This is a genomic window from Streptomyces antibioticus (assembly GCF_002019855.1).
Taxonomy (GTDB): Bacteria; Actinomycetota; Actinomycetes; order Streptomycetales; family Streptomycetaceae; genus Streptomyces; species Streptomyces antibioticus_B.
Map to the genome: position 1 here is coordinate 1,704,626 of NZ_CM007717.1, position 15,058 is coordinate 1,719,683.

The 15,058-nt window shown below is 73.5% G+C and carries 11 protein-coding genes; 2 read left to right on the plus strand and 9 right to left on the minus strand.

The annotated features are described in order from the left end of the window. Positions 1-6 precede the first annotated feature (6 nt). The 5 genes from AFM16_RS07545 to rpe all read right to left on the minus strand — a co-directional run bounded on the left by AFM16_RS07545 (position 7) and on the right by rpe (position 5,768). A complete protein-coding gene (locus AFM16_RS07545; RefSeq protein WP_030785806.1) occupies positions 7-459 on the minus strand; it encodes an Lrp/AsnC family transcriptional regulator in 453 nt (150 codons plus the stop codon). A 10-nt stretch (positions 460-469) separates the two neighbouring features. Next, on the minus strand, positions 470-1,963 hold the full coding sequence (locus AFM16_RS07550) for an amino acid permease (RefSeq protein WP_030785809.1): 1,494 nt from the start codon (positions 1,961-1,963) through the stop codon (positions 470-472). 240 nt (positions 1,964-2,203) lie between these two features. After that, positions 2,204-3,643 carry a GuaB1 family IMP dehydrogenase-related protein gene (locus tag AFM16_RS07555; RefSeq protein ID WP_078632856.1) on the minus strand — a complete coding sequence of 480 codons (1,440 nt, stop codon included), beginning with the start codon at positions 3,641-3,643 and terminating at the stop codon, positions 2,204-2,206. 233 nt (positions 3,644-3,876) lie between these two features. Then, positions 3,877-4,920 (minus strand): sugar-binding transcriptional regulator, encoded by a 1,044-nt coding sequence (locus AFM16_RS07560; protein WP_030785816.1) that lies wholly within the window; start codon positions 4,918-4,920, stop codon positions 3,877-3,879. Between the two features lie 161 nt (positions 4,921-5,081). After that, positions 5,082-5,768 carry a ribulose-phosphate 3-epimerase gene (gene rpe / locus AFM16_RS07565; RefSeq protein ID WP_030785819.1) on the minus strand — a complete coding sequence of 229 codons (687 nt, stop codon included), beginning with the start codon at positions 5,766-5,768 and terminating at the stop codon, positions 5,082-5,084. A 152-nt stretch (positions 5,769-5,920) separates the two neighbouring features. Between rpe and AFM16_RS07570 the strand changes: the two genes are divergently transcribed. After that, on the plus strand, positions 5,921-8,089 hold the full coding sequence (locus AFM16_RS07570; RefSeq protein WP_078632857.1) for an MMPL family transporter: 2,169 nt from the start codon (positions 5,921-5,923) through the stop codon (positions 8,087-8,089). Here the strand turns inward: AFM16_RS07570 and AFM16_RS07575 are convergent. Beyond that, the gene (locus AFM16_RS07575) at positions 8,070-9,497 is read right to left on the minus strand and encodes an RsmB/NOP family class I SAM-dependent RNA methyltransferase (RefSeq protein WP_078632858.1); all 1,428 of its coding nucleotides are present in this window, start codon (positions 9,495-9,497) and stop codon (positions 8,070-8,072) included. The two genes, AFM16_RS07570 and AFM16_RS07575, sit on opposite strands and share 20 nt — an antisense overlap. Before the next feature lie 127 nt (positions 9,498-9,624). Continuing rightward, on the minus strand, positions 9,625-10,557 hold the full coding sequence (gene fmt, locus AFM16_RS07580) for a methionyl-tRNA formyltransferase (RefSeq protein WP_030785834.1): 933 nt from the start codon (positions 10,555-10,557) through the stop codon (positions 9,625-9,627). A gap of 219 nt (positions 10,558-10,776) precedes the next feature. Between fmt and AFM16_RS07585 the strand changes: the two genes are divergently transcribed. Beyond that, a complete protein-coding gene (locus AFM16_RS07585; protein WP_030785836.1) occupies positions 10,777-11,313 on the plus strand; it encodes a hypothetical protein in 537 nt (178 codons plus the stop codon). 113 nt (positions 11,314-11,426) lie between these two features. Here AFM16_RS07585 and AFM16_RS07590 read toward each other — a convergent pair whose 3' ends face one another. Together AFM16_RS07590 and metK are read right to left on the minus strand one after the other, a co-directional pair. Continuing rightward, positions 11,427-13,580: a primosomal protein N' gene (locus AFM16_RS07590; protein WP_078632859.1), complete on the minus strand. Its 2,154-nt coding sequence runs from the start codon at positions 13,578-13,580 to the stop codon at positions 11,427-11,429. Positions 13,581-13,834: 254 nt separating this feature from the next. After that, on the minus strand, positions 13,835-15,043 hold the full coding sequence (gene metK, locus AFM16_RS07595; RefSeq protein ID WP_030785842.1) for a methionine adenosyltransferase: 1,209 nt from the start codon (positions 15,041-15,043) through the stop codon (positions 13,835-13,837). Between the last annotated feature and the right edge of the window lie 15 nt (positions 15,044-15,058).

Below are 15,058 nucleotides of genomic sequence, written 5' to 3' on the forward strand. Positions count from 1 at the left end.
TCCGTGTCAGGTGGGTGAGCCCGAGGAGAAGCGCCGGAGCAGCGGGGAGAGCACCAGGACCGACTTGGTGCGCTCCACGAAGGGCTCCCCCGCGATCCGCTCCAGGACGCGTTCGAAGTGGCGCATGTCGGAGGCGAAGACCTGGGCGACCGCGTCCGCCTCCCCGGTGACGGTGGAGGCGGCCACGACCTCCTGGTAGCGCTCCAGGCCCCGCTGGATGGTCTCCGGGGAGGTGTTGCGCCGGCAGTAGATCTCGACGAACCCCTCGGTCTCCCAGCCGAGCGCCGCCGGGTCCACCCGTACGGTGAAGCCGGTGATGGCGCCGGTCGCCCGCAGCCGGTCCACGCGCCGTTTCACGGCGGGGGCGGACAGGCCCACCAGGGCGCCGATGTCCGCGTAGGAGCGGCGGGCGTCCTCGGCGAGGGCGTGCACGATGCGTTCGTCGAGATCGTTCAGCACAGTGGGATGATCACTTCTCGGATGGTGCGGATGCTACGGACGGTGCGGTCACGGCGAGCCGGGAGCGGCGGTAGCCGTATCCGAAGTAGAACACGAGCCCGACCGCCATCCAGACTCCGAAGACCACCCAGGTGACGGCCGACAGGCTGCCCATCATCCAGACGCAGAACGCGAAGCCCAGCGCGGGCAGCACCGGCGAGAGCGGCACCCGGAAGGTGCGGGGCATCTCGGGACGGCTGCGGCGCAGCACCACGACGGCCACGTTCACGAGCGCGAAGGCGAACAGCGTGCCGATGCTGGTGGCGTCGGCGAGCTGGCCCAGCGGGATCGCGGCGGCCAGCACCCCGCAGAACAGGGACACGATCAGCGTGTTGGCGCGGGGCGTGCCGGTCTTCGGGTGGACCTTCGAGAACACCTTGGGCACCAGACCGTCCCGGGACATCGCGAACAGGATGCGGGTCTGGCCGTAGAGGACAGTCAGGACGACGCTGGCGATGGCGATGACCGCGCAGAAGGCGAGCAGGGTGCCCCAGAAGGACTGGCCGGTCACCTCGCGCATGATCTGGGCGAGCGCGGCCTCGGAGTCCCCGAACCGCTGCCAGGGCTTGGCGCCGACGGCGACGGCGGCGACCAGGACGTACAGCGCGGTGACGATGACCAGGGACAGCATGATCGCCCGCGGCAGGTCGCGCTGGGCGTTCTTGGCCTCCTCACCGGCGGTGGAGGCGGCGTCGAAGCCGATGTACGAGAAGAAGAGCGTGGCCCCGGCGGCGCTGACGCCCGCCATGCCCAGCGGCATGAAGTTCTCGTAGTTGCCCGAGCGCAGGCCCTGGACGCCGATCGCGCAGAACATCACCAGCGCGGCGATCTTCACGACCACCATGACGGTGTTGGCGCGCGCCGACTCCCGGGCGCCGCCGAGCAGGAAGGCCATGGCGAGCAGCACGACGATCAGCGCGGGGAGGTTGAAGACACCGCCGTCCCCGGGCGGCGCCGACAGCGCGTCCGGGATGGTGACGCCGATCGTGCCGTCGAGCAGTTCGTTGAGGTACTCGCCCCAGCCGACGGCCACGGCGGCGACCGAGACGCCGTACTCCAGGACCAGACACCAGCCGCAGACCCAGGCGACGAGTTCGCCCATCGTCGCGTACGCGTACGAGTACGAGGAGCCGGCGACCGGGATGGTGCCGGCCAGCTCGGCGTAGGACAGGGCGGAGAAGAGCGCCGTGAGACCGGCGATCACGAACGACAGGGTGACGGCGGGACCGGCCTTGGGGACGGCCTCGCCGAGGACCACGAAGATGCCCGTGCCGAGCGTCGCACCGATGCTGATCATGGTGAGCTGCCAGAGCCCGAGGGTGCGCCGCAGCGAGCCTCCCTCGCCGTGGCCGCCCTCGGCAACCAGGCGTTCGACCGGCTTGCGCCGCATCAGACGGGCGGCCGGCCCCGGGGACGGTGGGGCGGCCTGGGTGCGGTCCTGCGGGGGTGCGCCTTGGTCGAGCACGCGGGGACTCCTTCGTCGCTGGCTCTCGGCGCGACGGGGACCGGAGGCACACCTGCGCGAGCAGGGACCCACCGAGCGGGGTCCCCGCCACGCTACGTACAGCGCACGACCCTATGAGCAGGGGCATAGCGGGTGTAATGCAGCAACCTTGCGCATCCACGCAAGATCGTTGCGTTCCTCGCACAAGGCTGCGCTTTCGTTGCGGCCCCGCGGAAAACACCCCCGCGGAGCCACCGGGCGCTACCAGCTCGCGTGCAGCGGCTTGCCCTCCGCGTAGCCGGCCGCGCTCTGGATGCCGACGACCGCCTTCTCGGCGAACTCCTCCAGCGAGCCCGCGCCGGCGTAGGTGCAGGAGGAGCGGACGCCCGCGATGATCGAGTCCACCAGGTCCTCGACGCCCGGGCGGGCCGGGTCGAGGAACATCCGGGAGGTGGAGATGCCCTCCTCGAACAGCGCCTTGCGGGCACGGTCGTAGGAGGACTCCTCGGAGGTGCGGTTGCGCACGGCGCGCGCCGACGCCATGCCGAACGACTCCTTGTAGAGGCGGCCGTCGGCGTCCTGCTGGAGGTCGCCGGGCGACTCGTAGGTGCCGGCGAACCAGGAGCCGACCATCACGTTGGACGCGCCGGCCGCCAGGGCCATCGCGACGTCACGGGGGTGGCGGACACCGCCGTCGGCCCAGACGTGCTTGCCGTACTTCTTCGCCTCGGCCGCGCACTCCAGGACCGCCGAGAACTGCGGCCGGCCCACGCCGGTCATCATGCGGGTGGTGCACATGGCGCCCGGTCCGACGCCGACCTTGATGATGTCGGCGCCCGCCTCGATCAGGTCCCGGACGCCCTCGGCGGCGACGATGTTGCCGGCCGCGATCGGCACCTGCGGGTCGAGGGCGCGCACCGTGCGGATCGCGCTGATCATCGACTCCTGGTGGCCGTGCGCGGTGTCGATGACGAGCGTGTCCACGCCCGCGTCGAGCAGTTGCTTGGCCTTGCCGGCCACATCGCCGTTGATGCCGACGGCGGCGGCGATCCGCAGCCGCCCCTGCGCGTCGGTGGCCGGGGTGTAGAGCGTGGCGCGCAGGGCGCCCTTGCGGGTGAGGATGCCGGCCAGCTTGCCGTCCTCGTCGACGGCCGGGGCGTAGCGCCGGTTGGCCGCGTCGAGGACGTTGAACGCCTCGCGGGGGTCGATGCCGGCGTCCAGCAGGAGCAGGTCGCGGGACATGACGACCTCGAGCTGGGTGAAGCGGTCGACGCCGTTGAGGTCCTGGTCGGTGACGACACCGACGGGACGGCCCTGCTCGTCGACGACGACCCCGGCGTTGTGCGCCCGCTTGGGCAGCAGGGCGAGGGCGTCGGCGACGGTCTGGTGCGGGGCGAGCCGGATCGGGGTGTCCAGCACCAGGTGCCGGCTCTTGACCCAGGAGACCACGTCGGTGACGACGTCGATCGGGATGTCCTGGGGGATCACGACGAGTCCGCCGCGGCGGGCCATGGTCTCGGCCATCCGGCGGCCGGCGACGGCGGTCATGTTGGCGACGACCAGCGGGATCGTGGTGCCCGTGCCGTCCGGTGAGGAGAGGTCCACGCCCTGACGAGATCCGACCGCGCTGCGGCTCGGCACCATGAAGACGTCGTCGTAGGTGAGGTCGTAGGCGGGCTGGATGTCGTTGAGGAAACGCACGTGCTGCACATCCCGGTCGATCAGAGGTGACCCCCCGACCGGCCGGCCAGAGGGAAAAGCACGTACTTCATTGTCCCATGACGACCGGGCCGCAACGCCCGGGCAGAACGTCCAAGCAGCTCACGGGGGCCCTTGGAGGATCCTCCGAGGGCCCGTTGATCGAGTGCCGGTCGACGAGGAAGAGGGGGCGGCCGATACGGCCGCCCCCTCTCTCGATGCCCCGTCGGGCGCCGTCAGATCCCGTCCGGGTCCGACCGGTTGAGGGCCGGCTTGGGCGTCGGCCCCGCCGTCATCAGATAGTCGGCCGCGGACGTGTCCGTGACCAGGCTGGTGACCAGCCCGGACCGCAGCACCGCGTCGATCGCGGCGGCCTTGCGCTGCCCGCCCGCGATCGCGACGACCTCCGGGATCCGGCGGAGCTGGTCGGCCTTGACCGTGATGCACCGCTCGCCCAGGTCGCGCCCGACCCGGCGGCCGTCGGCGTCGAAGAGGTGCGCGGACATCTCGGCGGCGACGCCGAGCGAGGCGTAGTGCGCCCGCTCCTCGTCGCTGAGCATGTCGTGCACCGTCGAGATGCCCGGCTCCCAGGAGCCGATGGAGACACAGGCGACCGTGACCTTGTCGAAGTACTCGAAGGCCCGGGCGATCCCGGTCTGGTTGCGCAGCGCGGCCGCGGTGGCCGCGTCCGGCAGCAGCATCGGCGCGTAGATGGGGTGCGCGTCGCCGCCGGACACCTGGGCGGCGCGGCGGACGGCCTCCACCGAGCCGCGCTCGGCGGTCCCGGCGTCGTACACGCCCGTGAGCTGCACGACCGTGCACGGCGGCAGCCGGTCGAGGGCCGCCGCCATGTTGATGGTGGAGCGGCCCCAGGCCAGGCCCAGGACGTCCCCCTCGTTCACCAGCTCGCCGAGCAGATCGGCGGCCACTTCCCCCAGATTCTCCGGATCGGGCGAGTCCTCGGCGTCGGCCGGCGACTCCACCACCACGGCGTGCCGGAGGCCGTAGCGGGCGCGCAGCGCGTCGGAGCGCTCCGCGTCCAGTTCGGCCGGCACCCGGATCTCGATGCGTACGAGATCCCGTTCGAGGGCGGTCTCCAGGACCCGGGCCACCTTGAAGCGGCTGACGCCGAACTCCTCCGCGATCTGGATCTTGGATTTGCCCTCGAGGTAGAAGCGGCGGGCCATGGCCGCCGCCTGCACCAGCTCTGCGGGTCCCATCCGCATGGCTGACCGGCCTGCCGACATACCCGACACGGCGATCTCCTCACTGCTGTTCACACTCTGGATACGCCGTTCATCCTCGCAGATTCGGCGGTCTTGATCAGCCCTGATGGGAGTCGTTCACGTTCCTGTGGCCCGGTGGCCGCACGGAGTGCGTGTTCAGCGGGCTGTCCGTACGGCGATCCGTCCGGTGAACGCTCCCTGCCGCGGACCGGGCCTCAGTGGGCGCAGGCCCAGCTCGCCCCGGCCGTCGCCGCCTCCGCCCGGGCGCGCAGGGCGCGGACCGCCTCGGCCGGGTCCTCGGCGCCGTAGACCGCGGAACCGGCCACGAAGACGTCGGCTCCCGCGTCGGCGCACCGCTCGATCGTCGAGGCCGAGACACCGCCGTCCACCTGAAGCCACAGTTCGAGGCCGTGCTTGCTGATCAACTCGCGGGTGCGGCGGATCTTGGGGAGCATGATGTCGAGGAACGCCTGGCCCCCGAAGCCCGGTTCGACCGTCATGATCAGCAGCATGTCGAGCTCGGGCAGCAGGTCCTCGTACGGCTCGATCGGCGTCGCGGGCTTGAGCGCCATGGAGGCACGGGCGCCCTTGGCCCGGATCTCGCGGGCGAGCCGCACCGGGGCGGCGGCGGCCTCGACGTGGAAGGTGACGGACGAGGCACCCGCCTCGACGTACTGCGGGGCCCAGCGATCGGGGGCCTCGATCATCAGATGGCAGTCCAGCGGGGTGTCCGTCGCACGGGCCAGCGACTCTACGACCGGCACACCGAGCGTGAGGTTCGGGACGAAATGGTTGTCCATCACGTCGACGTGGAGCCAGTCGGCTCCCTCCACCGCCCTGGCCTCGTCCGCGAGGCGGGCGAAGTCGGCGGACAGGATGCTGGGGTTGATCTGCGCGGCCATGCCCCAAGCCTGCCATGCCCTCCGGGGGCCGGCCGCACCGGTCCGCTCGGGCTGGGTGCGCGGGCGCGGGTGCGGGTACCGTCGTGGGCACACCGCGGGCCGTGGGGGGCTTGTCGCGCAGTTCCCCGCGCCCCTGACCGACGGGGGTCGGCATGACGAGCGGGAACGGTGGGACCACAGCGCCCGGCAAGCGCGGGATCGCGCATCTCGTCTGCGGGCGGCGCGCCAAGTGGCTGGTGCTGGTGCTCTGGCTGGTGCTGCTGTTCCTGACGGCGCCGTTCGCCCAGAAGCTCACCGACGCCCAGGACAACGACGCGGCCTCCTGGCTGCCGGGCTCGGCGGAGTCCACCCAGGTGCTGGAGATCTCCAAGGACTTCCGTCCCGAGCAGATCCCCGCGGTCGTGGTGTACGCCCGCGACGGCGGTCTGACGGCACAGGACCGCGCCGCGATCGCCGAGGACGCGGTCCAGCTCAGGCAGCTCACCGACCACGGCATCCGGGGCGCCGAGACGCGCGGCCCGGTCTACGACCGGCCGGTGGACCCGCGCGCCGCCCAGATCTACGTCCCCATCACCATGGACGAGCAGGGCTGGGAGCGCATCGCGCCGGCCGTCGACTCGATCCGTGACGTCGTCGGCGAGGGCGGCGACGGTCTCGCCGTGCACATCACCGGACCCGGCGGCACCTCGGCGGACTTCTCCGAGGCGTTCGAGGGCATCGACTCCACCCTGCTGTTCGCGGCGATGGGCGTCGTCATCGTCATGCTCCTGATCACCTACCGCAGTCCGACCCTGCTCGTGGTGCCGCTGCTCGCGGTGATCGCCGCGCTGTTCACCGCGCAGTCCGTGATCTACTTCCTGGCCGAGCACGCGGGCCTGACCGTGAACGGACAGAGCGCGGGGATTCTGACGGTGCTGGTGTTCGGCGCGGGGACGGACTATGCCCTGCTGCTGGTGGCCCGCTATCGGGAGGAGCTGCGCCGGCACGAGGACCGGCACGAGGCGATGGCGCTCGCCCTGCACCGGGCGGGCCCGGCCGTGCTGGCCTCCGGCGCCACGGTGGTGCTGAGCATGCTGGTGCTGCTGGCCGCCGAGATGAACTCCACGCGCGGGCTCGGCCCGGTCGCCGCGATCGGGGTGGCGGTCGCGCTGCTGGCGATGATGACCCTGTTCCCGGCCCTGCTGGTGATCTTCGGCCGCTGGATCTTCTGGCCGGTGATCCCGCACTTCGGGGCGCCCGACCCGACCGAGGGGGGCGTCTGGGCCCGCACCGGGCGCGGCATCGCCCGGCGTCCGCGCACGGTCTGGATCGTCACGGCCCTGGTCCTGGCCGTCTGTTCGCTCGGGCTGATCCAGTTGCGCGCGGAGGGCATCGGCAACGCCGACGCCTTCACCGGCACCCCCGACTCCATCACCGGCCAGCGGGTCTCCGAGGAGTACTTCCCGGCGGGCAGCGGCGACCCCCTGGTGATCGTCTCCGACGAGGCCCAGGCCGGGCAGGTGAGCCGGGCGGTCGCGGGCACCGAGGGCGTGGTGCCGGACTCCCTGGGCCGGCCACCGGGCACGAAACCGGTCCACGACGGCCAGGTGCTGTTCGAGGCGACGATGACCGACCCGTCGGACAGCGAGGCCGCGAAACAGACCGTCGAGCGGGTCCGGGACGCCGTGCACGCGGTGCCCGACGCCGACGCCCAGGTGGGCGGCGGCACGGCGGCCCTGCTCGACATGGACCGGGCGACCACCCACGACAACCTGCTGATCATCCCGCTGGTGCTGATCGTGGTCCTGCTGATCCTGGCGGCCCTGCTGCGCGCCGTGATCGCGCCGCTGCTGCTGGTCGGGACGGTGATCCTGTCGTTCGCGGCGGCGCTCGGCCTCAGCGCGCTCGCCTTCCGGCATGTCTTCGACTACGCGGGCGAGGCGACGGACTTCCCGCTCTTCGTCTTCGTCTTCCTGGTCGCCCTGGGCATCGACTACAACATCTTCCTGACGACCCGGATCCGCGAGGAGGCCGGCCGCCAGGGCACCCGCCGGGGCGTGGTGACGGGCCTGGCGGCCACCGGCGCGGTCATCACCTCCGCCGGTCTGGTGCTGGCCGGCACCTTCGCCGCCCTCGGCACCCTGCCGATGGTCGCCTTCGCCGAGATCGGCTTCGCGGTCGCCCTGGGCGTCCTGCTCGACACCTTCGTCGTCCGCTCGGTCCTGGTGACGTCCCTGTTCCTGGACATCGGCCCGAAGGTGTGGTGGCCGCACCGCCTGGCGCGCGAGGACGGCACGGCCACCGGGGCGGAACCCGAGGAGGTCAGCCGGTCCGGCGGATGAGCGCCAGATACATGGCGTCGGTGCCGTGCAGATGCGGCCAGAGCTGGACGTCGGGCCCCTCGCCCAGGGCCGGCACGCCCGGCAGCAGGGGACGGGCGTCGATCAGGTCGGCGTCCGGGAACTGCTTGAGGACGTCGGCGACCACCGCGCGGGTCTCGGCGAGATGCGGCGAGCAGGTGGCGTAGCCGACGACACCGCCGACCCGGACCGACTCCAGCGCGGTGCGCAGCAGGCCGCGCTGAAGGGGCGCGAAGGTGTCCAGGTCCTCCGGACGGCGGCGCCAGCGCGCCTCGGGACGGCGGCGCAGGGCGCCCAGGCCGGTGCACGGCACGTCCATCAGCACCCGGTCGAAGGAGCCGGGCCGCCACGGCGGACGGGTCCCGTCGGCGGTGATCACCTGGTAGGGGCCGGGGTTGCCGTTCAGCGCCTTCGCCACCAGACCCGCCCGGTGCGGCTGCTTCTCGGCGGCGACGAGCGTCGCCCCGCGCTCGGCCGCGAGCGCGGCGAGCAGCGCGGCCTTGCCGCCGGGGCCCGCGCAGCCGTCGAGCCAGAGCCGGTCGGGGCCCTCCAGCGGGGCGTTCGCCAGGGCCAGCGCCACGAGCTGACTGCCCTCGTCCTGCACCCCGGCACGCCCCTCGCGCACGGCGTCGACGGCGCCGGGCTCACCGCCCTCGGCCAGCCGCACCGCGTACGGCGACCAGCGGCCCGGGACGGCCGACTCCCTGTCGAGCAGCTCGTCGGTGGTGGCACGGCCGGGCCGGGCCACCAGGGTCACCTCGGGGCGTTCGTTGTCGGCCTCCAGCAGGTCCTCGATCCCGGCGCGCCCGCCGCCGAGGGAGTCCCACAGCGCGGAGACCACCCAGCGCGGATGCGAGTGCACGACGGCGAGATGGTCCTCGGGGTCGTCGTCGTAGGGCGGCGCGACCTGGACGAGCCAGGCGTCCAGGTCCTGGGCGGCGACCTTGCGCAGCACGGCGTTGACGAACTTGGCCCGGCCGTCGCCGAGCACGACCCGCGCCAGCTCCACGGAGGCGGAGACGGCCGCGTGCGTCGGGATGCGCGTGCCGAGCAACTGGTGCACCCCGAGGCTGAGCACGTCCAGCACCGGCGGGTCGACCTCGCGCAGCGGCCGGTCCACACAGGCCGCGATCACGGCGTCGTAGGTGCCCTGCCGGCGCAGGGTGCCGTAGACCAGCTCGGTGGCGAGGGCCGCGTCCCGCGCGTCGAACTTCTCCGGTCCCTCCTTCTCCCGGGCCTTGCGCAGCAGCGGCGGCAGCACGAGGTTCGCGTACGCGTCCCGCTCGTCCACGGCCCGCAGGGCCTCGAAGGCGAGGAAACGGACGGGGTCCTTCTGCGGCCGCCGGTACGGCTTGGCGGGCTTACGGGGACGGGAGGACGACTCGCTCACGAAAAAGGTGCTCCGCTTTCTGGAATTCGGGGTCCGCGTCCCAGCGTACGACGGTGCCGGGACCCGGACGCGCGGCGCCTCCCGGGACCCGGAACGCGCGGCGCCTCGCCCTGGCCGGCCGGAGTCTCTAGTCCCCGAGGCGCTCCCCGTCGGCGATCCGGACCCCGCGGGCCCAGTCGGCCGCCCGCATCGGCTTCTTGCCCTGGGCCTGGACCCACAGCAGCTCGACGGCGTAGGAGCCGGTGCCGACGTGGACGCTGTTCTTGCCGACGGCCAGGGCGCCCGGGGCGAGGTCGTCACGGCCCGGGACGGGCTGCACCTGGATGAGCTTGAGGCGCTCGCCCCGGAAGACCGTCCAGGCGCCGGGCGCGGGGGTGCAGCCGCGCACGACCCGGTCGACGCGCAGCGCCGGGGCGGCCCAGTCGATGTGCGCGTCCTCGACGGTGATCTTCGGCGCGAGGGTGATGCCGTCGTGCGGCTGCGGTACGGCCTTCAGACTGCCGTCCTCGACGCCGTCCATCGTCGCGGAGAGCAGCCCGGCGCCCGCGAAGGCGAGCCGGGTCAGCAGGTCCCCGCTGGTGTCGGTGGGCCGGATCACCTCGGTGACGGTGCCGTAGACCGGGCCCGAGTCGAGCCCCTCCTCGATCAGGAAGGTGGAGGCGCCGGTGATCTCGTCGCCCGCCATGATCGAGTGCTGCACGGGGGCGGCGCCGCGCCAGGCGGGCAGCAGCGAGAAGTGCAGGTTCACCCAGCCGTGCGCGGGGATGTCCAGCGCGACCCGGGGCAGCAGCGCCCCGTAGGCGACGACGGGACAGCAGTCCGGCGCGATCTCCCGCAGCCGCTCCAGGAAGTCGGGGTCCCGGGGCCGCTCCGGCCTGAGCACCTCGATCCCGGCCTCCTCGGCCCGCTGGGCCACGGGCGACGCGACCAGCCGGCGCCCCCGCCCGGCCGGCGCGTCGGGCCGCGTGACGACGGCGGCCACCTCGTGCCGCCCGGAGGCGATCAGGGCGTCCAGGGCGGGAACGGCGACCTCGGGGGTACCGGCGAAGACGAGCTTCATGAAGGGACACGGGCCTCTCGGACGGAACGGGAAGACGGGCTGCACACGCAGCACACGATTTTATGACGCCACACCGGACGACCGCCGCCGACGAAGACCCCGCGGGGGGCGTACGCATATGCCCATACGCCCCCACACCGTGACCAGCGGAGCGAACCCGCGTTGGTCAAGAACGAGTTGACTTCCCATCTCTTCTACGCCGGTTCGAGAGGCTTGTTCATGGCCGACCATGCAACCCACGACGCCCAGGCCCGGGCCAGCCTGCACTTGCTGGTGCGGGACATCGAGCGGGTCCGCCGGCAGGTGGACGCGCTGCGCACCCTGACCGCCCAGTTGGGCAACGTCTACCGTCCCCGCCGCTCCGGCCCCGCCACGGGCTTCGTCGTCTACGGACGCGCCCCCGCCCCGACGGTCCGCCTCGCCCAGGAACTGCGGGACAGCGTCGAGACCCTGGTCACCGCGGCGGTGGACTTCGACCGCTCGCTCGGCTTCTCATGGGACGCGGTGGGCTCCGCGCTCGGCGTCACCAAGCAGGCGGTGCACCGCCGCTACGGCGCCCGCCGCGCCGCCGCCCAGCAGACCCCCGAGCCCGAGCGCGCCCCGGAGCCGGCCACCACCACCCGCACGGTCGGCGTGACCACCGCTCTGCCCACGGTCCCCGCCGCCCGCTCCATGCCGACCCAGCCGACCGCGGGCAGCCCGGCCCTGCGCGACGAGGCGAGACCCACCGCCTTCCCCGGCCCCCGCAACGGCTGATCCACCCCCCGCACCCTTCCTCCCGCCCTCCACCACTCCTCCCCCTGCCCTCTCGGCCCCCGCCCGGGAGGGCAGCCGCACATCCCCCGGGATGCTCTCTCCGAGGGGCCGGCTCAGCCGATGTCCGGCGGGTCGATCCGCACCCGCACCGCGTCCTGCCCACCCCGTGCCATCCGCGCGGCCTGCGCCGCCTTCAGGGCGGCGGCCAGCGCGGCCCCTCTCCCCGGCGGCACCCGGATCAGCGCCCGCTCCCAGTGCTCCCCGGGCGGCGGCGCCCCCGGCCGCGCGGGCCGCCCGGCGGGGCTCGGCGGCAGCGGCACCGGCCCCAGCACCTGCGCCTCCCCCGGCAGCTCGACCGCCGTCAGGAACGCGGCCACCGCCTCCCCCTTCCCGGACACCGCCGCCATCCGCGAGACCGGCGGGAACCCCAGCTCGGCCCGCTCGGACAGCTCCCGCACCGCGTGCCCGACCGGGTCCCACCGCACCAGCGCCTGCACCGGCCGCAGGGTCGGCTCGGCGACCACGACGACCGTCCCCCCGTCCCCCTGCGGGCGCACCAGCGCGGCCGCCGCGAGCCACCGCCGCAGCGCGTCCTCCCCGGCCCGCAGGTCGGGTCTGCCGAGCATCGCCCAGCCGTCCAGCAGCAGCGCCGCCGCGTAGCCGCCCTCGGCGACCGGCTCGGCGCCCGGGGTGCTCACCACCAGCGCGGGAGCCCCCGGCACCGTGTCCAGCACCTGCTCGCGCCCGGAGGTCCGCACCGGTACGGCAGGGAACGCCCGCCCCAGCTCCTCGGCGGTCCGTCTGGCCCCGACGACCTGCGCCCGCAGCCGGAACGACCCGCACTCCGGGCAGTGCCAGGCGCTCTCCTCGCGCCCGCACCAGCCGCACCCCAGCGCCCCGCCGTCCCGCGCCTCCAGCGGCCCGGCGCAGTGCCGGCACCGGGCGGCGGCCCGGCACTGCGCGCACGCCATCCGCGGCACATATCCGCGCCGGGGCACCTGGACCAGCACCGGCCCGTGCCGCAGCCCCTCCCGGACCGTCTGCCAGGCGAGGGTGGGCAGCCGGGCGGCCCGCGCCGCCTCGTCCCGCGCGAGATCCTGGTCCCCCACGGTGCGCACCAGGGGAGCGGCCCGCCGCACCTGCTCCCGGGCGGCGACCAGCCCCTGCGCCCAGCCGCTCTCCACGAGCTGCGCGCCCTCCACGGTGCAGCTCCAGCCGCCCATCAGGAAGGCGCACCGGTCCTGGGCGGCCCGCAGCAGCAGCACCTCCCGGGCGTGCGGCTGCGGGGCGTGCAGCTCGCTGTGGCTGTCGTCCCCGTCGTCCCAGAGCGCGACCAGGCCGAGGTCGCGGACCGGGGCGAACATGGCGGCCCGGGTGCCGACCACCGCCCGCACGCTCCCGCGCCGTACGGCCAGCCACTCGCGGTACCGCTTCTCCGGCCCGGCGTCCGCGGTGAGCAGGGCGTGCCGCCCCTCCCCCAGCAGTGCCGTCAGCGCGCCGTCGACCCGGGCGGCGGCCCGTCCGTCCGGCACGACGACCAGGGCCCCGCGCCCCGAGGCGAGCGTCGCGGCGACGGCCCGGGCCAGCTCCTGGCTCCACTCGGGTCCCGGCAGCGCGTTCCACACGGCGCGCGGTGCTCCGCCCGCGGCCAGGGACTCCAGGAAGGCGCTCCCCCGCTCGTACCGCGCCCAGGACCCGGGCTCGGGTGCCGGGGGCGGCGGCAGCGGGGCGGGTGAGGGCCGCTGCTCGGCGCGCGCGTTGCGCGGGGGCACCGCGAGCTGGAGGACGTCCGCCAGGCTGCCCGCGTACCGGTCGGCGACGGCCCTCGCCAGCCCGAGCAGCTCCTCACCCAGCACGGGTTCGGGCGAGACGACCTGGGCGAGCGCCGCGAGCGGGCCGGAGTAGTCGGACGCGGCGAGCCGCTCGATCAGGAAGCCGTCGATGAGCCCGCCGCCCTCGCGCCGGCCCTCCCGCACCCGGCCGCGCCCGGCGCCGAACCGCACCCGCACCCGCACCCCGGGCTGTGCCTCGGCGTCCAGCTCGGCGGGCACCGCGTAGTCGAAGTAGCGGTCGAGATGGAGCACGCCCTTGTCGACGAGGACCCGCGCCACCGGCAGCTCCGGGGCCAGCTCGGCCCCCCGCCAGGTCCGCGGCTTGGCCCGGGGCGCCTTGGCCCGCCGTACGCTCTCCCGGATCAGCGCGAGCTGCTCGGGCGGCGCGCCCTCCCCGGCCGCACCACCGCCCCCCTGCCCGCTCTCGCCGCTCACTCCAGCATTCTTACCAAACGCCACCGACAACGCCCCCTCCCCGACGCCCCGCACCCGGCACCCCGCCGCCACCGCCCACCGGCCCCGCACCGCCGCCCACGTCGCGCGACTACTCCTATGAGTCCGCGACCCTCCGAAACCGTTGCCCCGGAAACGCCGATGCCCGGCCTCCCCTCGGGAAGCCGGGCATCGGACGTGACGTACGTGAGCGAACCCTCGCTCCTACGGACCCGCGGTCTTACTGACCCACGGTCCTACTGACCCGCGGCCTTGCGCAGCGCCTCCACGCGGTCCGTGCGCTCCCACGTGAAGTCGGGCAGCTCACGGCCGAAGTGGCCGTACGCGGCGGTCTGGGCGTAGATCGGGCGCAGCAGGTCGAGGTCGCGGATGATCGCGGCCGGACGCAGGTCGAAGACCTCGTCGATGGCCTTCTCGATCTTGTCGACGTCGACCTTGTGGGTGCCGAAGGTCTCGACGAACAGACCGACCGGCTCGGCCTTGCCGATCGCGTACGCGACCTGGACCTCGCAGCGGGAGGCGAGGCCCGCGGCGACCACGTTCTTGGCGACCCAGCGCATGGCGTAGGCGGCCGAGCGGTCCACCTTGGACGGGTCCTTGCCGGAGAAGGCGCCGCCGCCGTGGCGGGCGAAGCCGCCGTAGGTGTCGATGATGATCTTGCGGCCGGTGAGGCCGGCGTCGCCCATCGGGCCGCCGATCTCGAAGCGCCCGGTCGGGTTGACCAGCAGGCGGTAGCCCTCGGTGTCCAGCTTGATGCCCTCGTCCAGGAGCGCCTTCAGCTCCGGCTCCACGACGAACTCGCGGATGTCGGGGGCGAGCAGCGACTCCAGGTCGATGTCGGAGGCGTGCTGCGAGGAGACGACGACGGTGTCGAGGCGGACGGCCTTGTCGCCGTCGTACTCGATGGTGACCTGGGTCTTGCCGTCGGGGCGCAGGTAGGGGATGGTGCCGTTCTTGCGGACGTCCGAGAGGCGCTTGGACAGCCGGTGCGCCAGGAAGATCGGCAGCGGCATCAGGGTCGGCGTCTCGTCGGAGGCGTACCCGAACATCAGGCCCTGGTCGCCGGCGCCCTGACGGTCCAGCTCGTCCTCGTCGCCCTCGACGCGGGACTCGTACGCCGTGTCGACGCCCTGGGCGATGTCGGGGGACTGGGCGCCGATGGACACCGAGACACCGCAGGAGGCGCCGTCGAAGCCCTTCTTGGAGGAGTCGTAGCCGATCTCGAGGATCTTGTCGCGCACGAGCTGCGGGATCGGCGCGTAGGCCTTGGTGGTGACCTCTCCGGCCACGTGGACCAGGCCGGTCGTGATCAGCGTCTCGACGGCGACCCGAGAGGTCGGGTCCTCGCGCAGAAGCGCGTCGAGAATGGTGTCGCTGATCTGGTCAGCGATCTTGTCGGGGTGACCCTCGGTCACGGACTCCGAAGTGAACAGGCGACGGGACACAACGCTCCCTGGGGT